The organism is Achromobacter sp. 1011811831, from assembly GCF_059760905.1.
The window spans coordinates 1-21,830 of the sequence record NZ_JCBANG010000097.1 but is presented as its reverse complement, the minus strand read 5'-3'; the positions used below and the strand labels follow the sequence as shown (position 1 = coordinate 21,830).

The 21,830-nt window shown below is 68.5% G+C and carries 16 protein-coding genes; 10 read left to right on the top strand and 6 right to left on the bottom strand.

Annotated elements, in window-relative coordinates; genetic code table 11:
- Positions 1-40 precede the first annotated feature (40 nt).
- Together AC6LJ9_RS26095 and argA are read right to left on the bottom strand one after the other, a co-directional pair.
- Positions 41-313 carry an oxidative damage protection protein gene (locus tag AC6LJ9_RS26095; protein ID WP_498149791.1) on the bottom strand — a complete coding sequence of 91 codons (273 nt, stop codon included), beginning with the start codon at positions 311-313 and terminating at the stop codon, positions 41-43.
- Between the two features lie 183 nt (positions 314-496).
- A complete protein-coding gene (gene argA, locus AC6LJ9_RS26090) occupies positions 497-1,855 on the bottom strand; it encodes an amino-acid N-acetyltransferase (RefSeq protein WP_212322756.1) in 1,359 nt (452 codons plus the stop codon).
- Positions 1,856-2,117: 262 nt separating this feature from the next.
- Here argA and hrpA point away from each other — a divergent pair, with 262 nt between their 5' ends.
- The 3 genes from hrpA (at position 2,118) to AC6LJ9_RS26075 (ending at position 9,501) form a co-directional block, all read left to right on the top strand.
- Positions 2,118-6,104, top strand: coding sequence for an ATP-dependent RNA helicase HrpA (gene hrpA, locus AC6LJ9_RS26085; RefSeq protein ID WP_498149790.1), 3,987 nt, complete (start codon positions 2,118-2,120; stop codon positions 6,102-6,104).
- Positions 6,105-6,454: 350 nt separating this feature from the next.
- A complete protein-coding gene (locus AC6LJ9_RS26080; RefSeq protein ID WP_498149789.1) occupies positions 6,455-8,188 on the top strand; it encodes an ABC transporter permease in 1,734 nt (577 codons plus the stop codon).
- Between the two features lie 8 nt (positions 8,189-8,196).
- Positions 8,197-9,501 (top strand): ABC transporter ATP-binding protein, encoded by a 1,305-nt coding sequence (locus AC6LJ9_RS26075; RefSeq protein WP_212319111.1) that lies wholly within the window; start codon positions 8,197-8,199, stop codon positions 9,499-9,501.
- A gap of 72 nt (positions 9,502-9,573) precedes the next feature.
- Here the strand turns inward: AC6LJ9_RS26075 and lpxO are convergent, their stop codons facing one another.
- Positions 9,574-10,473: a lipid A hydroxylase LpxO gene (gene lpxO / locus AC6LJ9_RS26070; RefSeq protein WP_498149788.1), complete on the bottom strand. Its 900-nt coding sequence runs from the start codon at positions 10,471-10,473 to the stop codon at positions 9,574-9,576.
- Positions 10,474-10,601: 128 nt separating this feature from the next.
- Here lpxO and dnaE point away from each other — a divergent pair, with 128 nt between their 5' ends.
- The 7 genes from dnaE to AC6LJ9_RS26035 are packed head-to-tail and all read left to right on the top strand — an operon-like array spanning position 10,602 to position 19,791.
- Positions 10,602-14,093, top strand: coding sequence for a DNA polymerase III subunit alpha (gene dnaE / locus AC6LJ9_RS26065; RefSeq protein ID WP_498149787.1), 3,492 nt, complete (start codon positions 10,602-10,604; stop codon positions 14,091-14,093).
- Positions 14,093-15,193, top strand: coding sequence for a glycosyltransferase family 4 protein (locus tag AC6LJ9_RS26060; RefSeq protein WP_498149786.1), 1,101 nt, complete (start codon positions 14,093-14,095; stop codon positions 15,191-15,193). The genes dnaE and AC6LJ9_RS26060 overlap by 1 nt, the downstream gene beginning before the upstream one ends.
- Entirely contained in the window at positions 15,190-16,047 is an 858-nt protein-coding gene (locus AC6LJ9_RS26055) for a polysaccharide deacetylase family protein (RefSeq protein ID WP_498149785.1), read from the top strand. Before AC6LJ9_RS26060 ends, AC6LJ9_RS26055 begins: the two co-directional genes overlap by 4 nt.
- On the top strand, positions 16,044-16,802 hold the full coding sequence (locus AC6LJ9_RS26050; protein ID WP_212319122.1) for a glycosyltransferase family 2 protein: 759 nt from the start codon (positions 16,044-16,046) through the stop codon (positions 16,800-16,802). The genes AC6LJ9_RS26055 and AC6LJ9_RS26050 overlap by 4 nt, the downstream gene beginning before the upstream one ends.
- A complete protein-coding gene (locus AC6LJ9_RS26045; RefSeq protein WP_498149784.1) occupies positions 16,799-17,914 on the top strand; it encodes a glycosyltransferase in 1,116 nt (371 codons plus the stop codon). The genes AC6LJ9_RS26050 and AC6LJ9_RS26045 overlap by 4 nt, the downstream gene beginning before the upstream one ends.
- Positions 17,915-17,930: 16 nt before the next feature.
- Positions 17,931-18,656 carry a polysaccharide deacetylase family protein gene (locus tag AC6LJ9_RS26040; protein ID WP_498149783.1) on the top strand — a complete coding sequence of 242 codons (726 nt, stop codon included), beginning with the start codon at positions 17,931-17,933 and terminating at the stop codon, positions 18,654-18,656.
- Entirely contained in the window at positions 18,631-19,791 is a 1,161-nt protein-coding gene (locus AC6LJ9_RS26035; protein WP_498149782.1) for a glycosyltransferase family 4 protein, read from the top strand. Before AC6LJ9_RS26040 ends, AC6LJ9_RS26035 begins: the two co-directional genes overlap by 26 nt.
- Before the next feature lie 76 nt (positions 19,792-19,867).
- Here AC6LJ9_RS26035 and AC6LJ9_RS26030 read toward each other — a convergent pair whose 3' ends face one another.
- The 3 genes from AC6LJ9_RS26030 to AC6LJ9_RS26020 all read right to left on the bottom strand — a co-directional run.
- The gene (locus tag AC6LJ9_RS26030; protein ID WP_498149781.1) at positions 19,868-20,149 is read right to left on the bottom strand and encodes a YkgJ family cysteine cluster protein; all 282 of its coding nucleotides are present in this window, start codon (positions 20,147-20,149) and stop codon (positions 19,868-19,870) included.
- A gap of 136 nt (positions 20,150-20,285) precedes the next feature.
- A complete protein-coding gene (locus tag AC6LJ9_RS26025; protein WP_212319132.1) occupies positions 20,286-21,050 on the bottom strand; it encodes a YdcF family protein in 765 nt (254 codons plus the stop codon).
- Positions 21,051-21,065: 15 nt separating this feature from the next.
- A partial coding sequence (locus tag AC6LJ9_RS26020) for a glycosyltransferase family 9 protein (RefSeq protein WP_498149780.1) occupies positions 21,066-21,830 on the bottom strand: 765 nt, incomplete at its 5' end.

Below are 21,830 nucleotides of genomic sequence, written 5' to 3'. Positions count from 1 at the left end.
CTGCCGGATCCGGGCCTTTCGACATGCCTGGCGCGTGGCCTCAGGCCGAGGGCGGCACGTAGCCCTGGGCTTCGACGCTGCCGTCTTCGAACAGGAAGCGTTCCATTTGCTGCTGCAGGTACTTGCGGGCGCGCGAGTCAGCCAGGTTCAGGCGGTTTTCATTGACCAGGCGCGTCTGCACCTGCTTCCACTCTTCCCAGGCTTCCTTCGAGATGCTTTGCCAGATGCGCGTGCCCAGCTCGCCGGGATAGGGCGGGTAGTCCAGTCCCTCGGCTTCACGCTTCAATTTCACACAGTTAACGGTACGGGCCATGATTTCGCTGCCGGAAAGTGACGATAACGCCGCATTTTAGTTCATGCCTGCAACGGTCATGCGAGATGCCCTCTGCATCGCAAGGTTGTCGCGATCAAGGCCGCGCGGAGCCGGCTTTGCCGGTCCGCGGCGGCCCCCCTTGGGGGGGGCGCCCAGGTGGGAAGCGCGTAGCGCTTCGGGGGATCACAACTTCTTGATGAAGACCAGGCTGTTGCGCGAGCGGTTGTAGTTGTGCTGCTTTTCGCGCGGCAGGTCGGCGATGCCGCCCTGCACGAAGCCGCGCTTGATGAACCAGTGCGAGGTGCGCGTGGTCAGCACGAACAGGCGCTTGGCGCCGGCCGCGCGGGCGCGCGATTCCATGTGGCGCAGCAGGATCTCGCCTTCGCCCGAGCCCTGCCACTCCGGATGCACGATCAGGCAGGCCATCTCGGCCATCTGGTCTTCGGCGAAGTTGTGCAGCGTGGCGCAGCCGTAGATCACGCCGTCGTGCTCCAGCACGGTGAAGTTCTCGACGTCGCGCTCGATCACGCTGCGCGGGCGCGGCACCAGCGTGCCATCGGCTTCCAGCGGCTCGATCAGGCTCAGGATGGCGCCGACGTCGTCGATGGTGGCCGGGCGCAGGTCGTCCAGCGTGTCCTCGACCACCATGGTGCCCACGCCGTCGTGGGTGAAGATCTCCAGTAGCACGCTGCCGTCCAGCGAGAAGGGCAGCAGGTGCGAGCGGGCCACGCCGCGCTTGACCGCCAGCGAGGCGAATTGCAGGAAGTAGCTGGTTTCCTCGTCCAGCGTGCCGGCGGCCAGCAGCGCGTCGGCGTCCACGCGCGCCAGCTCGGTGTCGGGCGTGCCGTCGTCGTTCAGCACGCCTTGCGAGCTGGACAGGAAGATGAGTTTCTCGGCGCGCAGCGCCACGGCCACGCTGGTGGCCAGGTCTTCCATCGCCAGGTTGAAGGCGTCGCCCGTGGGCGAGAAGCCCAGCGGCGACAGCAGCACCACCGACGAACCCTTCTCGATGGCGAACTTCAGCGCGTCCACGTCGATCTTGCGGACCTGGCCGGTGTGCTTGTAGTCCACGCCGTCCAGCACGCCGGTGGGGCGGGCGGTGACGAAGTTGCCCGAGATGACCCGGATGTGCGAATGCGACATGGGCGTGTTGGGCAGGCCCTGGCTGAACGCGGCCTCGATGTCCAGGCGGATCTCGCCGGCGGCTTCCTTGGCGCATTCCAGCGCGGCGGCGTCGGTGGGCGACAGGCCACGGTCGAACTGCTGGGTATAGCCCTTCAGGCGCAGCTGTTCATTGACCTGCGGACGCGAGCCGTGCACCAGCACCAGGCGGATGCCCAGCGCGGACAGCAGCGACAGATCCTGCACCAGCGTGTTCAGCGCGCCGGCCTGCACCAGCTCGCCGCCGAACGCCACCACGAACGTCTTGCCTCGGAACGCATGCACATAGGGCGCCACCTCTCGGAACCATCGGACGAATTGGGCGGGCGCGAATTCGGGGGCTTCGAGGGCGGAGACGGTGTCTGGTTCCAGGTCGGGCATGATGGGTGGTTAGGTTCCTGATATATGGGACGGGCGCGGCGCCTGGCCGCGCCATGGCGCCGTTCGCGCGGGCGCCCCGGCATCGGGGGCGGCCTGCCGCGCGGGCGGCGTGGCGAAATTATATGACTGCCGGAGCCGGCGGGCAGCGGAAAAATCGCCTGCGCCCCGCCGGGGTTTCGCCGGGCCGCGCCGGCCGGCGGCCCAGGCGGGGCGCGGGACGCCGCGGAAATTTATAATGCCGGGCTAACCGGATAAATCCCACATGCCTGAATCATCCCGTCCGCGCGCGCCGCAAGCGGCCCGAGGCCCCGGCAGCCCCGACGCGCCCGCGTCCGGCGGCGCCCGCCCCGCACGCGCGCCGCGCCCCGAGCGCCCCGAGCGCGCCGAACGCACCGTACCGGCGGACCGCCCCGAGCGGCCCATTCCCGTCGTCACCTATCCCGAGGACCTGCCCGTCAGCGCCCGGCGGCAGGAGATCGCGCGCGCCATCGCGGCCCATCAGGTCGTGATCGTCAGCGGCGAGACCGGCTCGGGCAAGACCACGCAGCTGCCCAAGATCTGCCTGGAACTGGGGCGCGGCCGCCGCAAGATGATCGGCCACACCCAGCCGCGCCGCCTGGCCGCGACCTCGGTGGCCAAGCGCATCGCCGAGGAACTGAACACGCCGATGGGCGAGCTGGTCGGCTACCAGGTGCGCTTCAACGACCGCACAGGCCCCAACGCGGCCATCAAGCTGATGACCGACGGCATCCTGCTGGCCGAGTCGCAGCGCGACCCGCTGCTGCGCCGCTACGACACCATCATCATCGACGAGGCGCACGAGCGCAGCCTCAACATCGATTTCCTGCTGGGCTACCTGAAGCAGCTGCTGCCGCGGCGTCCGGACCTGAAGGTCATCATCACCTCGGCCACCATCGACGCCGAGCGCTTCGCGCGCCATTTCGGCGCGGCCGAGGACAAGCCGGCGCCGGTGATCGAGGTGTCGGGCCGGCTGTACCCGGTCGAGCTGCGCTACCGCCCCGTGCGCCAGGAGCAGGCCGAGGACGAGGACGCGCCGGCGCCCGCGCGGCCCGGCCGCGAGCGCGACCGCGAACGCATGTCCGGCGACGAGGAGCGCGACCTGATCGATGCCATCGTCGACGCGGTTGATGAATGCGCGCGCCACGGCCCGGGCGACGTGCTGGTGTTCCTGCCCGGCGAGCGCGAGATCCGCGAATCGGCCGAGGCGCTGCGTAAGCACCATCCGGTCGGCACCGAGGTGCTGCCGCTGTACGCGCGGCTCTCGCAGGCCGAGCAGGAGCAGATCTTCCACCCACGCGGCAATTCGCGCCGCGTGGTGCTGGCCACCAACGTGGCCGAGACCTCGCTGACCGTGCCCGGCATCCGCTACGTGGTCGACAGCGGCCTGGCGCGGGTCAAGCGCTATTCCTGGCGCAACAAGGTCGAGCAGCTGCGCATCGAGCCGGTCAGCCGGGCCTCGGCCAACCAGCGCGCCGGCCGTTGCGGCCGGGTCGGGCCGGGCGTCTGCATCCGCCTGTACGACGAGCTGGATTTCAACGCGCGCGCGCCCTTCACCGATCCCGAAGTGCTGCGCTCGTCGCTGGCCTCGGTGATCCTGCGGATGAAGGCGCTGAAGCTGGACGATATCGAACAGTTTCCCTTCGTCGAGGCGCCGCCGGGACGCGCGGTGGCCGACGGCTATCACTTGCTGCAGGAACTGGGCGCGATCGAGCAGTCGGCCGCCGATGATGGCGCCGAGGCCGCCTCGGGCGCGTCCTTCACGCTGACCCGCAGCGGCCAGGAGCTGGCCAAGCTGCCGGTGGACCCGCGCATCGGCCGCATGATCCTGGCCGCGCGCGACCAGCAGTGCCTGGCCGAGATGCTGATCATCGCCTCGGCCCTGTCGGTGCAGGACCCGCGCGACCGCCCCATGCAGGAGCGCGAGGCGGCCGAGGCCGCCCACGCCAAGTTCGCCGACGACAAGTCGGAGTTCATTTCCTTCCTGAAACTGTGGCGCTGGTACGGCGAGCAGGTGCAGCACAAGGGCTCGCAGCGCAAGCTGGTGGCGCTGCTGCGGCAGAACTTCCTGTCGCCGATCCGGTTGCGCGAGTGGCACGACGTGCATACCCAGCTGTCGGCGCTGGTGGGCGAGCAGGGCTGGCGCGTCAACCAGACCGAGGCCACCTTCGAGCAGCTGCACCTGGCGCTGCTGTCGGGCCTGCTGGGCAATATCGGCTTCAAGAGCGACGAGGGCGGCCACTACCAGGGCGCGCGCGAGATCCGCTTCCATATCCATCCTGGCTCGCGGCTGGTGAAGAAGGCGGGGCGCTGGGTGGTCGCGGCCGAGCTGGTGGAAACCACCCGGCTGTACGCGCGCTGCGTGGCGCGCATCGAGCCGACCTGGCTGGAACGGGTGGCCGAGCACCTGCTGCGCAAGAACTGGTCGGACCCGCGCTGGGAAAAGAAGGCCGGGCAGGTGGTCGCCAACGAGCGCGCCACGCTGTACGGCCTGACCATCTATACCGGCCGGCGCATCCACTACGGCCGGGTCAACCCCGGCCATGCGCGCGAGCTGTTCATCCGCCAGGCGCTGGTGCCGGGCGAGATCGACACGCGGCTGGCCTTCGTGGCGCACAACCGCAAGCTGATCGCGGGCATCGAGAAGCTGGAGCACCAGACCCGCCGGCCGGACATCCTGGTCGATGACGAGCTGATCTACGCCTTCTACGACCGCCAGTTGCCGGCCGACATCTCGCAGACCGCGACGCTGGAAAAGTGGGTGTCGGGGCTGGACAAGGCCGCCGCCGCCAAGCTCATGCTGACGCGCGACGAACTGATGCGCCACGAGGCCGCCGGCGTCACCACCGAGGTCTTCCCCAAGAAGGTCGAGTGGCAGGGCGTGAGCATGGCGCTGGATTACCACTTCGAGCCCGGCTCGCCGCGCGACGGCGTGACGCTGTCGGTGCCGCTGTTCGCGCTGAACCAGCTCGATCCGGCGCGCTGTGAATGGCTGGTGCCCGGCATGCTGAAGGAAAAGGTGCATCTGCTGCTCAAATCGCTGCCGCAGAAGCTGCGCCGCCATTGCGTGCCGCTGCCCGACTACGCCGCCGGCTTCTACGAGCGCTGGTTCGAGCGCCTGGCCGAGCCGCCGAGCGGGCTGGTCGACGCCGTGATCGCTGACATGTGGGACCAGGTGCAGGTGCGTCCGGCCCAGGCCGACTTCAAGCTGGAGACGCTGCCGGCGCACCTGTTCATGAACTTCCGCGTGGTCGACGAGCATGGCCGCATGCTGGCCGCAGGCCGCAACCTGGCGCAGCTGCGCGCCGAGTTCGGCAAGCAGGCCCAGGCCACGTTCCAGCAGCTGGCCGCGCGCGACACCGAGGTGGCGCAGGCGCTGGCGCACGAGAACCTGACCGGCTGGACCTTCGGGCCCCTGCCCGAGATCATGGAGATCAAGCGCGGCGGGCAGTCGGTGATCGGCTATCCGGCGCTGGTGGACAAGGGCGCGCATTGCGACCTGGATGTGTTCGACGATCCGGACGAAGCGCGCAAGCACCATCGCGCCGGCTTGCTGAAGCTGTTCCGGCTGGGGCTGCGCGAGCAGGTCAAGTTCCTGGAAAAGAACCTGGCCGACCTGACCAAGATCAGCATGCTCTATATGACGCTGGGCACGCAGGAGGAATTGCGCGACCAGATCATCGACTGCGCGCTGGGCCAGGCCTGCCTGGCCGAGCCCTGGCCGGTCAACGAGCAGCAGTTCGAGGCCCGGCGCGCCGACGGCAAGGGCCGGCTGGGCCTGCTGGCCCAGGAAGTGGCGCGGCTGGCCGGCGCGGTGCTGACCGAGTACGCGGCGCTGCAACGCAAGCTGCCCCAGGCCAAGCCGCACGCGGCCGCCTATGCCGACCTGCAGCAGCAGCTGGGCGCGCTGATGCCCAAGTGGTTCATCCGCGACACGCCCTATGCCCAGCTGTCGCACTATCCGCGCTATCTGAAGGCGGCGGTGGCGCGTATCGACAAGCTGCGCGCCGACCCGGCCCGCGACGCCAAGCTGGTGGGCGAGATGGCGCCGTTGCTGACGCAGTACCAGCGCGCGCGTGCGGCGCTCAAGGGCGCTCCGGATCCGCGCCTGGACGAGTTCCGCTGGCTGCTGGAAGAGCTGCGGGTGGCCTTGTTCGCCCAGGAGCTGCGCACGCCGATGCCGGTGTCGGTCAAGCGCTTGATGAAGAGCTGGGAATCCATAGCTAGATAGCTTCCCCCCCCCCCGAAGCGCTGACGCGCTTCCCCCCAGGGGGGCATGCCGACGGACCGGCAAAGCCGGCTCCGTGGCATCCCGATGGGGGAGCGTCTGTTGCTTGCGGGGCGTGAGTGCTGTGGCTGCGTGACAACCTGGGGGGCGGGCATGGCGGAAGTGGAGCGTCCAGAAGGGTTGTGGGCTTCGCGAGGTCTCGTTTTTTGGGGCGTGTGCAAGTGGGTTGAAAGTGCGTTGAAAGCCGGTTGAAATGGCCAGGGATTTCAAGCGCCGGCGTTCAGAAATGCGTCATCTGGTTATGCTTGAATGCTCGGGCTTTTCGACTCCCTCCGCCCTGGAGCCTTGCCGCCATGTTCGAGCTGTTCAGCAACCGGACCCGCCCATCGTCCCTGTCCCGCTCGGCGCCCAATCGATGGGACTGGGCCCTGCTGCCGCTGGTGCTGGCGATCCTGGCGCTGATGGCCTACGGGGCCTCGCAGATGAGCCGGCCCTTCGCCGTGGGCGAGGAGCTGCCGATCTCGCTGGATCCGGTCTACCTGCCGTACTACCTGCTGCGCACCATCCTGCGCATGTTCACGGCGCTGGCGTTCTCGCTGGTGTTCAGCTTTGTCTTCGCCGCCATCGCCGCCAAGTACCGGACGGCGGAAAAGGCCATGGTCCCGATGCTGGACATCCTGCAGTCGGTGCCCATCCTGGGCTTCCAGGCCATCGCCATCGCGCCCTTCATCGCGCTGTTCCCCGGCAATCTGCTGGGCGTGGAATGCGCCGCGATCTTCGCCATCTTCACTTCGCAGGCCTGGAACATGGCGTTCAGCCTGTACCAGTCCATGTGTACGGTGCCGCCCGAGCTGAACGAGGCGGCGCGCGTGTTCCGGCTGTCGGGCTGGCAGCGTTTCTGGCGGCTTGAGCTGCCCTATGCCACGCCGGGCCTGCTGTGGAACATGATGATGTCCATGTCGGGTGGCTGGTTCTTCCTGGTGGCGGCCGAGGCCATTTCGGTGGCGGGCCAGGACATCAAGCTGCCCGGCATCGGTTCCTACATCGCCGTGGCCATCGAATCGGAGAACGGCGCCGCCATCGCCTGGGCCATCCTGGCCATGATGGCCGGCATCCTGCTGTACGACCAGTTGTTCTTCCGCCCGCTGCTGGCCTGGGCCGACAAGTTCCGCTTCGAGGAATCGCAGGGCGACGCCGCGCAGCAGTCCTGGCTGCTGGACTGGACCCGCCGCAGCCGCTGGATGATGGCGCTGTCGAACCGCTTCTGGGCGCGCATGCGCCGGGCGCTGGGCTGGTTCAGCGTGCCGTATGACGGCACCTCGATCCGCGCCCGCGCCAAGGCGCCCGATCCGCGCTGGTCGCGCGTCTGGGACTCCCTGCTGGCCGCCGGCGCGCTGCTGGCGACCTACAAGCTGGTGGTCTTCGTGCACGAGGACGTGGGCTGGAGCGAGGTGCTGCACGTGGTGGGCCTGGGCGGCATCTCGCTGGTGCGCGTGCTGCTGCTGATCGGCCTGGCCTCGCTGTTCTGGGTGCCGGTGGCGGTCTGGATCGGGCTGCGGCCGAAGTACTCGCAGAAAGTCCAGGCCGTGGCGCAGTTCCTGGCCGCCTTCCCTGTCAACCTGCTGTTCCCGCTGGTGGTCTTCGTGATGGTGGCCTGGAAGCTGAATCCGGACATCTGGCTGAGCCCGTTGATGGTGTTCGGCACCCAGTGGTACATCCTGTTCAACGTGGTGGCAGGGGCGTCCACCATTCCCAACGAATTGCGCCTGGCCTCAGCCAACCTCGGGCTGAAGGGCTGGCTGCTGTGGCGCCGGGTCTATCTGCCGGCCGTGTTCCCCAGCTTCATCACCGGCGCGATCACCGCCAGCGGCGGCTCGTGGAACGCCAGCATCGTGTCCGAGTACGTGAGCTGGGGCGATACCTCGCTGATGGCCACCGGCCTGGGCAGCTATATCAAGCAGATGACCGAGCAGGGCGACTTCCACCGCATCGCGCTGGGCATCGGCGTGATGTGCGTGTTCGTCATGCTGCTGAACCGATTCTTCTGGCGCAAGCTCTATCTGTTGGCCCAGGACCAGGGCCGCTAGGAAACCTCATGAACGCCAATACCCTGATCGAACTGCATGACGTGGGCAAGTCCTTCCGCGCCGCCGACGGCACGGCGCGGCATGTGCTGGAGCATGTGGATTTCATCCTGCATGAAGGCGAGATCGTGGCCCTGCTGGGCAAGTCCGGCTCGGGCAAGTCCACGCTGCTGCGCATCATGGCGGGCCTGGTCAATGCCGACCAGGGCACCGTCATGTATCGGGGCCAGCCGGTGTACGGCCCGGCGGCCGGCATCTCCATGGTGTTCCAGTCCTTCGCGCTGTTCCCGTGGCTGACGGCCCAGCAGAACGTGGAGCTGGGGCTGGAGGCGCAGGGCGTGGCGCCGGCCGAGCGCGCCCGCCGCGCCGACGAGGTGCTGGACCTGATCGGGCTGGGCGGCTTCGGCGGCGCGCTGCCGCGCGAGCTGTCTGGCGGCATGCGCCAGCGCGTGGGCATCGCCCGGGCGCTGGTGATGAACCCCGACGTGCTGCTGATGGACGAGGCCTTCTCGGCGCTGGACGTGCTGACCGGCGAGACGCTGCGAGACGACATGCTCGAACTGTGGGACGAAAGCCGCATCTCGACCAAGGGCATCCTGATCGTCTCGCACAACATCGAGGAAGCGGTCATGATGGCCGACCGCATCATCGTGTTCGCCAGCGATCCGGGCCGCATCCGCAGCCAGGTGCAGATCGGGCTGCCGCGGCCGCGCAACCCGGATTCGGCCGAAGTGCGGGCGCTGATCGACGAGGTCTATGCACTGATGACCTCGCGTCCGGCGCACGGTGCGCCCACGCCGCGCCAGCAGGGCCTGGGCTACCGCTTCCCGCAGACCGAGGTCGAGCGCATGGAGGGCGTGCTGGACGTGCTGGCCGAGGCGCCGTTCAACGGCCGCGCCGACCTGCCCAAGCTGGCCGAGGAAGCCGAGATCTCCGACGACGACCTGCTGCCGGCCTGCGAGGCGCTGGGTCTGTTCGGCCTGGCCCAGATCGACCGGGGCGACATCTTCCTGACGCCGCTGGGGCAGCGCTACGTGCTGGCCGACCAGGGGCAGAAGCAACTCATCTTCGGCCGCCAGCTGCTGGCGCACGTGCCGCTGGCCGCGCATATCCGCCACAGCCTGGAGCAGGAGCCCACCGGCCAGCTGCCGGAAAAGAACTTCCTTGATTCGCTGGAGGAATTCCTCAAGCCCGACGAGGCCGAGCGCGTGCTGAAGATCGCGGTGGAGTGGGGGCGCTACGGCGAGATCTACGGCTACGACTACCGGACCGGCGTGCTGACGCTGCCGGAGCCGGAGCAGGAGCCGGCGGCCTGAGGCTTCCGGCGGGAGCCGCGCAAATGAAAAAAGCCGGCGCGGTCGCCGGCTTTTTCCTGTCCGCGCGGCGGCTCAGAGCGCGATGAACGCCACCACCACCAGCACGATCAGGCCGTACTTGACCGCCTTGTAGGCGTTGCGGTTCCAGGCCTTGAAGGCCTTGCGCTTCTGCTCGAAGCGCCAGTGCGCGTGCGTCAGCTTGTTGATGGCGCCGGTCTGGTCGCCGCCGTCGTTGGGCGAGCTGGCGGCCGACATCACCACTCGGCCGAACCAGCGGTTGAAGGCCTCGGCCCAGCGCCACTTCAGGGGGCGTTCGACGTCGCAGAACAGGATGATGCGGTTCTGCTGCGTCTTGTTGTAGGCCTCGTGCACATAGGTTTCGTCGAACACCACGCTTTCGCCGTCGCGCCAGCTGTAGGGTTCGCCGTCCACGATGATGTGGCAGCCGTCGTCGTTGGGCGTGGACAGGCCCAGGTGGTAGCGCAGCGAGCCGGCGAAGGGGTCGCGGTGCGGGTTGAGCTGGCCGTCCGGCGGCAGCTCGGCGAACATGGCGGCCTTGACCTTGGGCAGCGTCTTGAGGATGGCCACGGTCTTGGGGCAGAGTTCCTCGGCCGAGGGGTGGCGCGCGTCATACCACTTCAGGTAGAAGCGCTTCCAGCCGTACTTGAAAAAGGAGCTGAAGCCGATGTCGTTGTGCCCGTCGGCCGCGCGGATGCGGCGCATCTCGGCCATCTGCAGCGCTTCGTCGCGGATCGTCTCCCAATTGTCATCCAGCACCTTCAGCTCGTCGATCTCGCGCGACGGCAGGTAGGGCGTGGTGGGCACGCGCGAGGCCAGCACCATGAAGGCGTTGACCGGCGCCAGCAGCACGGAGTGGTCCAGCAGCTGCCGACTCAGCGGCAGCTTGACGCGGCCGCGGAAGTGCGCAAACAGGATGGCGGCGAGCCAGATCCCGGGAATGAGCCATTTCATACGTGAATCTCGTCCTGGAACAGGATTTCGGGTGCAAGGCGTATTGTTACACAGGGTTGCGGGGCGCCTGGATCGGGATCCCGGCGAGAAAGGGGTTTTGACCGATATGACTGGGTACAATTCCGGCCATGTCCGAAGCCGCAACAACTCCGTCCCCCTTTGTCCACCTGCGCGTCCACTCCGAGTTCTCGGTCGTCGACGGCATCGTGCGCATTCCCGACCTGATCAAGCGGGTCGCCAAGCTGGGCCAGCCGGCCGTGGCGCTGACCGACCTGTCGAACCTGTTCGGCCTGATCAAGTTCTACAAGGGCGCGCGCGGCGCCGGGATCAAGCCCATCGCCGGCTGCGACGTCTGGATCACCAACGACGACGACCGCGACAAGCCGTTCCGCCTGCTGCTGCTGGTGCGCAACCATCAAGGCTATCTGAACCTGTGCGAGCTGCTGACCCAGTCCTTCCTGGTCAACCAGGGCAAGGGCCGGGCCGAGATCCGGCGCGAATGGCTGCAGGGCCAGGAAGGCCTGATCGCCCTGTCGGGCGGGCGCATGGGCGATGTCGGCCAGGCGCTGGACGCCGGCAACGCCGTCTCGGCGCTGGCGCTGGCGCGCCAATGGGCGCTCCTGTTCCCCGGCAGCTACTACATCGAGCTGCAGCGCGCCGGTTTCGACGGCGACGAGGCCTACACCCAGGCGGCCATGCGGCTGGCGGCCGAGGCCGGCCTGCCGGTGGTGGCCACCCATCCGGTGCAGTTCCTGGACGACCATGAATTCCAGGCCCACGAGGCCCGCGTCTGCATCGCCGAAGGCGAGATCCTGGCCAATCCGCGCCGCGTGCGCCGCTTCACCAAGGACCAATACCTGCTCAGTTCCGAGGAAATGCACCGGCGCTACGCCGACGTGCCCTCGGCGCTGGCCAACACGGTCGAGATCGCCAAGCGCTGCAACCTGAGCCTGGTGCTGGGCAAGCCGCGCCTGCCCAACTTCCCCACGCCCGACGGCGTGTCGCTGGACGACTACCTGGTGCAGCTGTCCGAGCAGGGCCTGGAAAAGCGCCTGGCCTTCCTGTTCCCGGACGAGGCCGTGCGCGAGTCCAAGCGCGAGCAGTACTACGAACGCCTGCGCTGGGAGTGCAAGACCATCATCCAGATGGGCTTCCCGGGCTACTTCCTGATCGTGCAGGACTTCATCAACTGGGGCAAGAACAACGGCGTGCCCGTGGGCCCCGGCCGGGGTTCGGGCGCCGGCTCGCTGGTGGCCTATGCGCTGGGCATCACCGACCTGGACCCGATCCGCTATGACCTGCTGTTCGAGCGCTTCCTGAATCCGGAGCGGGTGTCCATGCCCGACTTCGATATCGACTTCTGCCAGGACAACCGCGAACGCGTCATCGACTACGTCAAGGAAAAGTACGGGCGCGCGGCCGTGAGCCAGATCGCCACCTTCGGCACGCTGGGCGCCAAGGCCGTGGTGCGCGACGCCGGCCGGGTGCTGGACATGCCCTATATGTTCTGCGACGGCCTGTCCAAGCTGATCCCGTTCAACCCGATGGATCCGTGGTCGCTGGAGCGCACGCTCAAGGACGAGCCCGCCTTCAAGGAACGCTACGAGCAGGAAGAGGAAGTGCGCGGGCTGGTGGACCTGGCCCAGCCGCTCGAGGGCCTGACCCGCAACATCGGCATGCACGCCGGCGGCGTGCTGATCGCGCCGGGCAAGCTGACCGACTTCTGCCCGCTGTATTGCCAGCCCGGGCAGGAGAACAGTGCGGTCTCGCAGTTCGACAAGGACGACGTCGAGGCCGCCGGCCTGGTGAAGTTTGACTTCCTGGGCTTGCGCAACCTGACCATCCTGGACTGGGCCGTGCGCTATGTGCGCCAGTTCAACGCGGACAAGCGCGACTTCGACGTGATGGCGCTGGAGCTGGACGACGCGGCGGCCTACAAGATCCTGTGCGACGCCAACACCACGGCGGTGTTCCAGCTGGAATCGCGCGGCATGAAGGAGCTGCTCAAGAAGCTGCGGCCCAACACCTTCGAAGACATCATCGCCATGCTGGCCCTGTACCGTCCGGGGCCGCTGGAATCGGGCATGGTGGACGACTTCGTCAACCGCAAGCACGGCCGAGCCTCGGTGGATTACTTCCACTCCGACCTGGAGAGCACCCTCAAGAGCACCTACGGGGTCATCGTCTACCAGGAACAGGTGATGCTGATCTCGCAGATCATCGGCGGCTACTCGCTGGGCGGCGCCGACCTGCTGCGCCGTGCCATGGGCAAGAAAAAGCCCGAGGAAATGGCCAAGCACCGCGAGCTGTTCGAACAGGGCGCCAAGGAAAAGGGCCATGACCCGGACCTGGCGGTCAAGCTGTTCGACCTGATGGAGAAGTTCGCGGGCTACGGCTTCAACAAGTCGCACTCGGCCGCCTATGCGCTGATCTCGTACCAGACCGCCTGGCTCAAGGCGTATCACCCGACCGAGTTCCTGGCCGCCACCATGTCGTCCGACATGGACGACACCGACAAGGTGCAGATCTTCTGCCGCGACGCCCAGGACAACGGCGTCGAGGTGCTGCCGCCGGACGTGAACCACTCGGGCTACCGCTTCGAGCCGGTGGCGGACAAGCACACCGAGAAGGGCAAGCCGCCGCGCACCATGCGCTACGGCCTGGGCGCGGTCAAGGGTACGGGGCAGGGCGCGGTCGAGGAAATCCTGCGCGCGCGCAAGGAAGGCGGCCCGTTCCAAAACCTGTTCGACTTCTGCCGCCGCGTCAGCAAGCATTCCGTCAACCGGCGCACCGTCGAGGCGCTGATCAAGGCCGGCGCCTTCGACGCCATCGAACCCAACCGCGCCGCCATGCTGGCTTCCGTGCCCACGGCCATGGAAGCGGCCGAGCAGGCCGCGCGCAGCGCCAACCAGGCCTCGCTGTTCGGCGACGACAGCGGCGACGTGGTGGCCGGCGAGCTGGCCAAGGTCGCGCCCTGGGACCTGCACAAGAAGCTCACCGAGGAAAAATCGGCGCTGGGCTACTACTACAGCGGCCACCTGTTCGACGCCTGGCGCGACGAAGTGCGCCGCATCGTGCCCATGCAGCTGGCGCGCCTGGAGCCGCAGCGCGACCTGCAATGGATGTGCGGCGTGCTGGCCGGCGTGCGCACCATGATGACCCGGCGCGGCAAGATGGTGTTCGCGGTGCTGGACGACGGCACCGCCCAGGTCGAGATCTCGGTGTTCAACGAGCTCTATGAAAAGCACCGCAACCGGCTGCGCGAGGACCAGCTGATCATCGTGCAGGGCAAGGTCAGCAACGACGACTACTCCGGCGGCATGCGCATCGTGGCCGACCAGCTGTATGACCTGCAGCTGGCGCGCGAGGCGCGCGCCAAGTCGCTGCGCGTCAAGCTCAACGGCGGCGCCGATGCCGCGCGGCTGCGGCAGCTGCTCAATCCGTTCCGCGCCGAGCCCGAGAACGGCATCCCCGGCGTGCCGGTTGATATCGTCTATACCAAGAACAATTTCCTGTGCACGGTCCGGCTGGGCGAGGAATGGCGCGTGCGCATGGCCGACGCGCTGTTCGAGAACCTGAACGCCTGGACCAAGCCCGACGGCGTCGAGGTCACCTACTGATGCGTAAGCTGCGTATCGTCCACTCCGAAGCCGCCACCAGCTTCGGCGGCCAGGAAGGCCGCATCTTCAAGGAAATGAATGCCATGCGCGCGCGCGGGCATCATGTCGAGGCCATCTGCCAGCCGCAGGCGCTGCTGGCCACGCGCCTGTCCGAGGCCGGCTTCACCGTGCACACGCTGGAAATGGATGGCCCGCTCAATTACCTGAAGGGCGTGGCCACCATACGCGGCATCCTGCGGGCGGGCCGTTTCGACGTGCTCAACACGCACAGCCGGCGCTACACCGTGATCGCGGCGGCGGCCGGCCGGCTGGCCGGCACGCCGCTGATCGTGCGCACGCGGCACCTGTCCAACAAGGTCGGCTCGCTGTGGTCCTATACCCGGCTGCCGCACTGCGTTACCACCGTCAGCGACCACGTGCGCCAGCACCTGATCGATCGCGGTGTGCCGCCGGATCGCGTGGCCACCGTGTACTCGCCCATCGTGCTGCCGCCGCCCGTGGAGCATTCCACGCTGCGCGGCGAGCTGGGCCTGGCCCAGGACGACGTGGTGGTCGGCTGTGTGGCCGTGATGCGCGCGACCAAGGGCCACAAGGACCTGATCGACGCCATCGCCCCGCTGATGGCCAGCCGCCCCAAGCTGCACCTGGTGTTCGTCGGGGGCGGCTCGCCGGTGTTCGAGCAGACCCAGGAATACGTGGCGCAACTGGGCCTGCAGGACCGCATCCACCTGATGGGCATGCGGCGCGACGTGCCCAACCTGCTGGCCGGCTTCGACCTGTTCGCGCTGGCCACCCAGCAGGAAGCGTCCGGCACCGTCTACGTCGAGGCGCAGGCCAGCGGCCTGCCGGTGGTGGGCACGGACGTGGGCGGCGTGTCCGAGATGTTCCGCGACGGCGAGACCGGCATCCTGGTGCCGCCCAAGGATCCGGCGGCGCTGGCCGCCGCGCTGACGCGATTGATCGACGATCCGGCGCTGCGCCGCGCCATGGGCGAGGCCGGCCGCAAGCGGGTCTGGGACGAGGGCGTGTTCTCGCCGTCCCGGCTGGCCGAGACCACCGAGGCGGTCTACTGTAAGTGGCTGGCGGAGCGCGGCAAATGAGCTCGCGCAGCGCGCCCAACGTGCCGGTGCTGATGTACCACCACGTGACGCCGGCCGGCGGCATGATCGCCGCGACGCCGGACGTGTTCGAGGACCAGATCGCGCGGCTGGCGCGCGCCGGCTACCAGTCGCTGTCGGCCGATCAGTTCGCCGCCTGCCTGGCCGGGGCGCCCGTGCCCGAGCGTTCGGTGCTGATCACCTTCGACGACGGCTACCTGAACAACTGGGTCCACGCGCATCCGGTGCTGGCGCGCCACGGCATGCGCGCCGTGCTGTTCATCATCACCGGCTGGATCGGCGACGGCCCCGTCCGGCCGCATGCCGGGCAGGGCGGGCCGCTGCCCGCCACGCCGGACCACGACGCCTGCAAGCAGCTGGTCGCCGCCGGCCGCGCCGACGAGGTCATGCTGCGCTGGAGCGAGATCGAGGCCATGCGCGCCGCCGGCACCTTCGAATTCCATTCCCATACCCACACGCACACGCGCTGGGACAAGGAATGCGCCGGCGACGTCCAGGCCAAGCGCGCCCGCATCGCCGACGAGCTGCGGCTGTCGCGCGAGGCGCTGGCCGGCCACCTGGGCAGCGTCAGCGACCACCTGTGCTGGCCGCAGGGCTATTTCGACGCCGACTACGTGGCGGCGGCGCGCGAGGCCGGCTTCCGGCACCTGTACACTACCGACCCTTTCGGCCAGAACACGCCCGGCGCGGATCCCGAGCACATCTACCGCTTCGCGGTACGCAATCGCGGCGGCTCCTGGCTCAACCGGCGCATCTGGCTGTCGCGCGACCCGTTCTGGGGCCCGCGCTACCACGCCTGGAAAGCCTGGAAAAAGCGTCTTAGGAATCGCGGATGAAGCTATCGGTCATCATCATCACCAAGAACGAGGCGGCCAACATCGCCAAGTGCCTCAAGTCCGTGGACTTCGCCGACGAGTTCATCGTGGTGGACTCCGGCAGCACCGACGGCACGGTCGAGCTGGCCCGCGCGCTGGGCGCGCGCGTGGAAGTGACGAGCGACTGGCCCGGCTTCGGGCCGCAGAAGAATCGGGCCGTGGACCTGGCAACCGGCGACTGGGTGCTGTCCATCGACGCCGACGAGCTGGTCACGCCCGAACTGGCGCGCGAGATCCAGGAAACGCTCAAGGCGCCGCGCGGCGATGTCTATGAAATGCCGCGCCTGTCCAATTTCTGCGGCCGCGACATCCGCCACAGCGGCTGGTGGCCCGACTACGTGGTGCGCCTGTTCAAGCGCGGCACGGCGCGCTTCAACGACGCCTATGTGCATGAGCGCGTGGTGCCGAACGACGGCAAGCGCCCGCTGCAGCTCAAGGGCCATTTCCACCATTTCCCCTACGACACGCTGGACGCGCTGATCAACAAGATCAACCGCTACTCGTCGGACGCCGCCGCGTCGATGTACGCCAAGGGCCGGCGCACCTCGATCTTCGGCGCGCTGGGGCACAGCTTCTGGACCTTCGTGCGGATCTACCTGATCCGCCGGGGCTTCCTGGACGGCCGCCATGGCCTGGTGCTGGCCGTGACCGCCGCGTCGGGCAGCTTCTACCGCTATTCGAAGCTGATGTTCCTGGCCGAGAAGAACAAGCAGTGAAGATCCTCTACACGAACTTCCACGGCGGCAACGGCGGTGGACACGTCACCTACATCATCAACCTGGCGCGCGCGCTGTCGCGCGAACACCAGATCACCGTCGCGGCGCCGTCCACCAGCCGCCTGTACCGCTACGCCAAGGCGATTCCGGGCGTCACGGTCGAGGACATGCGCTACACCACGCGCCCCTCGTCCTGGTTCGGCGACCGGGCCCGGCTGCGCCGGCTGATCAAGACCGGCGGCTTCGACATCATCCATGCCAACGGCTCGGCCGACCACAAGCAGGTGATGCTGGCCACGCTGGCCATGGCGCGCCGCCCGCGCATCGTATTCACCAAGCACAACGACCATCCGCTGACCAGCTTCGGCCACAAGCTGCGGGTGGCGCTGGCCACCGACCACGGCATCGCCGTCAGCGACTACATCCACGGCATCATGGCGGCGTCGCCCTACGGCAGGCGCCCCATCACCACCATCCGCCACGGCATCGACACGAACTTCTTCGCGCCGCCGCCGCCCGACAGCCTGGACAAGCTGCGCGAGCTGATCTTCGGCCCGGAATGGCGCGGCAAGCTGCTGCTGGGCAGCGCCGGTGGCACCGACTACGACAAGGGCTGGCTGGACCTGGTGGCCGCCGTGGCCGCGCTGCCACCCGAGGACAAGGCGCGGGTGCTGCTGATGGTGGCCGGCGATCCGCCGTCCGAGGCCAAGCTGGCGCGCGTGCGCGAGCTGGGCATGATCGACCAGGTGCGCTTTCCCGGCCTGCTGGACGATGTGCGCGCCTCGCTGGCGTCCTGCCATGCGGGTTTCGTGCTGTCTTACCGCGAGGCGCTGTCCTTCGCCTGCCGCGAGATCATGGGCCTGGGCCTGCCGGCCCTGGTCAGCGACGCCGGCGGCCTGCCCGAGAACGTGACCGACGGCGTGGACGGCTGGATCGTGCCGGTGCGCGACGTGCCGGCCATGACCGCCAGGCTGCGGCTGATGCTCGACCAGCCGGACACGGTCCGGCAGATGGGCCGCAACGCCCGGGAAACGGCGCTGCGCGACTTCAACCTGCACCGTTTCGCCGCCGCCACGCTGGATGTCTACCAGCGTACGCTGGCTGGACGCTGACCTTATAATCCGGTCCATGCGTATCCCCATTCTCATGTACCACCAGATCGGCGAGCCCAATCCCAAGGGCACGCCGTTTCGCGGCCTGACGGTGCACCCGTCCGACTTCACCCGCCAGATGCGCTGGATGCGCCGGTTGGGCTATCGCGGCCTGTCCATGCGCGACGTCATGCCCTATGTGCGCGGCGAGCGTCAGGGCAAGGTGTTCGGCATCACGTTCGACGACGGTTTCCGCAACGTCTATGAAAATGTCACGCCGGTGCTGAGCGAGCTGGGTTTCACCGCCACCAATTACTTCGTCTCGCACCAGTTCGATGGCGGCAACGTCTGGGACAAGCACGTGGGCATTCCGCACGCGCCGCTCATGTCCGTGAGCGAGATGCGCGCCTGGGCCCAGGCCGGCAACGAGGTCGGCTCGCACACGCTGGACCACGTCCACCTGCCCGCGCTGTCGCCCGACGAGGCCCGCCGCCAGATCGTCGAATCCAAGGACGAGCTGGAACAGGCGCTGGGCGCGCCGGTCACGGCCTTCTGCTATCCGTATGGCGAGCAGCAGCAGCAGCACCGCGACATGGCGCGCGAGGCCGGCTACGACAACGCCACGCTGACCGTGCGCGGCCGCGCCGGCGCCGATGACGACGTCTTCGGGCTGCCGCGCGTGACGGTGTCGCGTTCGACCGGCATCCTTCGCTTCCTGCAGAAGTGCCTGACCCGGTATGAAGACTCCCGCCGGCGCGGTTGAGCGGCGGCTGCGCATCGCGCTGCTCGTCGACCGTTTCGGCAACCGCTTCGGCGGCGCCGAGGCCTATGGCGTCGAGCTGATGCGGGTGCTGGGTCAGCGCCACGATATCGAGATCGTGGCGCGCGACTTCGACAGCGACCTGCCTTTTCCCTTCCTGCCCATCCGTTTCCCCGGCTGGCTGCCCAGCTGGATGCGCGTGCTGTATTTCGCCTGGCGCGCCGACCGGCTCACGCGCGGCCGCTTCGACATCGTGCATTCGCACATGAACGGCTGGGCCGGCGAGATTCAGGTCATGCACGTGACGCCGGTGCGCTACAACCGCCTGACCCGCGTCAAGCCGCTCAAGCGGCTGACCGCCTGGCTCAGCCCCCGGCTGGCGACCTACCTGCTGCTCGAGAAATCGCGCGTGCGTCCGGCGCCCGAGCGCCGCGTGGTGGCCGTGTCCGGGCTGATCATGGACCAGCTGCACCGCAGCTACGGTCCGAGCCTGGCCGTGGACATCATCGCGCCCGGCGTCAAGCTGCCCTCGGCCGCCGATGCCGCCCAGCGCCAGGCCGTGCGCGGCCGGCTGGGCTGGGACGACGACACCATCGGCTGCCTGCTGGTGGCGCGCAACCCGCTGCGCAAGGGGCTGCCGGCGCTGCTGGACGCCTTGGCGCAGCTGCCCGCGCACTACCGGCTGCTGGTGGTTGGGGCCGACGAGGCCACGCGCGAACGCGTGCGCGGCGCGGGCGCCATCGCGCACCGTGTCGCCCTGATCGAACCCACCCCCGAGGTCGCCCAGTATTTCAGCGCGGCCGACATCTACGCCCATCCCACGCTGAACGACAGCTACGGCATGGCGCCGCTGGAAGCCATGTCGCACGGCCTGCCGGTGGTGGTCAGCTCGCCCGCCTACTGCGGCTTCGCGCAGTACCTGTCGGCGGGCAAGGACGCGCTGATCCTGCAGGACCCGCGCAACGGCGCGCAGCTGGCGCAGGCGCTGGAGCGGCTTGGTTCGGAACCCGAACTGCGCGCCTCGCTGGCCGAGCGCGGCCTGGCCATCGCGCGCGAGCAGAGCTGGGAAGCGGTGGCGGCGCGCTATGAAAACCTCTACGCGCAGGTGCTGCGCGAACGGGAGCAGGCCACGGCCTGAACCCTATGCAAAACGGGGCTCTGGCAGCCCCGTTTTCCTTTCACCGCCGGCCGTGGTGTCCAGGCCCGGCATCCGCTCAGGCGGACACAGAAGTTTCCCGCTCCAGCCAGCCCAGCCAATGCATTGCCTGCTCCCGGCTGCCCCCGCACATCTCGGCCGACGGCCGGAGCCCGCTGCAGACGGCCGGCCGCTCGGGCTGCCCGAAAATCCCGCAACGTTCATCCGCCAGCAACTGCGCGCAGCGCACGCCGGCCGGCTTGCCATCCGGCATGCCAGGAATCGGACTGGAAATCGACGGCGCGGTACAACAGGCCCCACAACCAGGCCGGCAGTCCTGCACCTGCAAATGCATAGTCATAGATCTTATTTATCCACGCCAACAACTCTGGTCCACGCCAGCAACCACCGCGACCCGGGCCGCGCGGAGCCGGCTCCGCCGGTCCGCAGCGGCGCCCCCTTGAGGGGGAAGCGCCGCAGGCGCTTCGGGGGTGGACCTACACCCAGCCGCGCAGCCAGTAGACGAACAGGCCCGCGTATTCCTTGATGATGGAGCGGCTGGCGTCGAACGTGCGCTGGTCGGGCACCCACAGCGACAGCGAGCCGTCGGTGGGCGGCACGATCTGCGGCGGCGCCGGCGCGGCGATGGCGACCACGCCCTGCTTGGCGAAGGCGGCCATGGCGCGCGGCATGTGCAGCGCCGAGGTCACCAGCAGGATCTTGCCGATGCCGCGGGCCTTGAGCTGGTCCTCGGTCATGGCGGCGTTCTCGTAGGTGGTGCGGCTGGAGTTTTCCAGGATCAGCGCCGTTTCCGGCACGCCTTGCTGGCGGATGGCGTGGGCCATGCCGCGGGCTTCGCTGACGTCGCCTTCCAGCGCGCCGCCCGACAGCAGCACCTTGGGCGCGCGGCCGGCCAGGTAGAGCTGGGCGGCGATGTCGATCCGCACCACGGCCTTGTCCTTTTCATAGGGCAGGAACCAGTTGGCGCGGCCGTTGGCCGTGTTGCCGCCCAGCACCACGATCGCGTCGGCGGTCGGGGACTGCTCGGGCGACAGGTGGGGATAGCGGCTTTCCAGCGCTCCGCCCAGCCAGACCGAGGTCGCCGGCAGCGACCAGGCCAGCGCCCATAGCAGGCCCGCGACGATCAGCGCGCCGCCAGTCTTGCGCAGCCGGAACAAGCCCAGCACCAGGCCGATGACGACCAGCGTCATGCACAGGTTGAACGGAATGATGAGGTTGGTCAGATAGCTGGAAAAGGTCATGTCTAAACAATCCGGTTACTGCTGGCCGTCCAGCAGGCGCCTGGCCTGCTGTTCGACTTCGTCCTCCGGCGGCCATGCGTCTTCAGCGCCCACGCAGACCGCGCGCGGCGACCAGGGGCCGGTGCGGCCGGGCCGGGTGACGCCGAACAGCGTGAGCTGCCGGGCGGACGCGGCGGCGGCCACGTGCGAGACGCCTGAATCGTTGCAGATCACCAGGGCCGACCGCGCGGTCAGGGCGGCGAAGGCGCCGAGCGACAGCGGCGGCAGCAACTGGGCGGTCGGCGCATTGCGCCGGGCCTCGTCCGTTTCCGCGGGAGGAGGGCACATTACCACGGTATGGCCCTGATTCTGCAAGCCGCGGGTAAGTGTATCGAATCCTGGCCAGACTTTGATCTTGCCCTTGTGCAGGCCGGTGGCGGTGGGCGCGATCAGGACGAAGCGCTTGCCTGCCAGCCCGGCGGCGGCCAGGGCCTCGTCGGCCGCCCGTTGGTGGGCGGGCGTGAGCGGCAGGTCCAGCGTCGGGGCGGGTTGGGCCGGGCCGGCGGGCAGGCCCCAGCGCGTGAGCGCGGCGCGGGTCAGGTAGTGCCAGGATTCGACGGCGTGCAGGGATGCGTCCGGCTTGTCCACCGGCCAGCGCAGCAGCAGGCTGCGGCCGTCGTCCCGGTAGCCGGCCGACGGCAGGCCCGCCAGCCGGAACACCAGCGCGCTGGACAGCGAGTCGGGCAGCAGCAGGCCGCGGGCGCGCCTGCCGTCGGCGCCCAGCGCGCGGCGGTGGGCGCC

Excerpts from the sequence above, each read along its gene's own strand:
- AC6LJ9_RS26095 (WP_498149791.1), bottom strand. The coding sequence starts at position 313 with ATGGCCCGTACCGTTAACTGTGTGAAATTGAAGCGTGAAGCCGAGGGA.
- argA (WP_212322756.1), bottom strand. The coding sequence starts at position 1,855 with ATGCCCGACCTGGAACCAGACACCGTCTCCGCCCTCGAAGCCCCCGAA.
- hrpA (WP_498149790.1), top strand. The coding sequence starts at position 2,118 with ATGCCTGAATCATCCCGTCCGCGCGCGCCGCAAGCGGCCCGAGGCCCC.
- AC6LJ9_RS26080 (WP_498149789.1), top strand. The coding sequence starts at position 6,455 with ATGTTCGAGCTGTTCAGCAACCGGACCCGCCCATCGTCCCTGTCCCGC.
- AC6LJ9_RS26075 (WP_212319111.1), top strand. The coding sequence starts at position 8,197 with ATGAACGCCAATACCCTGATCGAACTGCATGACGTGGGCAAGTCCTTC.
- lpxO (WP_498149788.1), bottom strand. The coding sequence starts at position 10,473 with ATGAAATGGCTCATTCCCGGGATCTGGCTCGCCGCCATCCTGTTTGCG.
- dnaE (WP_498149787.1), top strand. The coding sequence starts at position 10,602 with ATGTCCGAAGCCGCAACAACTCCGTCCCCCTTTGTCCACCTGCGCGTC.
- AC6LJ9_RS26060 (WP_498149786.1), top strand. The coding sequence starts at position 14,093 with ATGCGTAAGCTGCGTATCGTCCACTCCGAAGCCGCCACCAGCTTCGGC.
- AC6LJ9_RS26055 (WP_498149785.1), top strand. The coding sequence starts at position 15,190 with ATGAGCTCGCGCAGCGCGCCCAACGTGCCGGTGCTGATGTACCACCAC.
- AC6LJ9_RS26050 (WP_212319122.1), top strand. The coding sequence starts at position 16,044 with ATGAAGCTATCGGTCATCATCATCACCAAGAACGAGGCGGCCAACATC.
- AC6LJ9_RS26040 (WP_498149783.1), top strand. The coding sequence starts at position 17,931 with ATGCGTATCCCCATTCTCATGTACCACCAGATCGGCGAGCCCAATCCC.
- AC6LJ9_RS26035 (WP_498149782.1), top strand. The coding sequence starts at position 18,631 with ATGAAGACTCCCGCCGGCGCGGTTGAGCGGCGGCTGCGCATCGCGCTG.
- AC6LJ9_RS26030 (WP_498149781.1), bottom strand. The coding sequence starts at position 20,149 with ATGACTATGCATTTGCAGGTGCAGGACTGCCGGCCTGGTTGTGGGGCC.
- AC6LJ9_RS26025 (WP_212319132.1), bottom strand. The coding sequence starts at position 21,050 with ATGACCTTTTCCAGCTATCTGACCAACCTCATCATTCCGTTCAACCTG.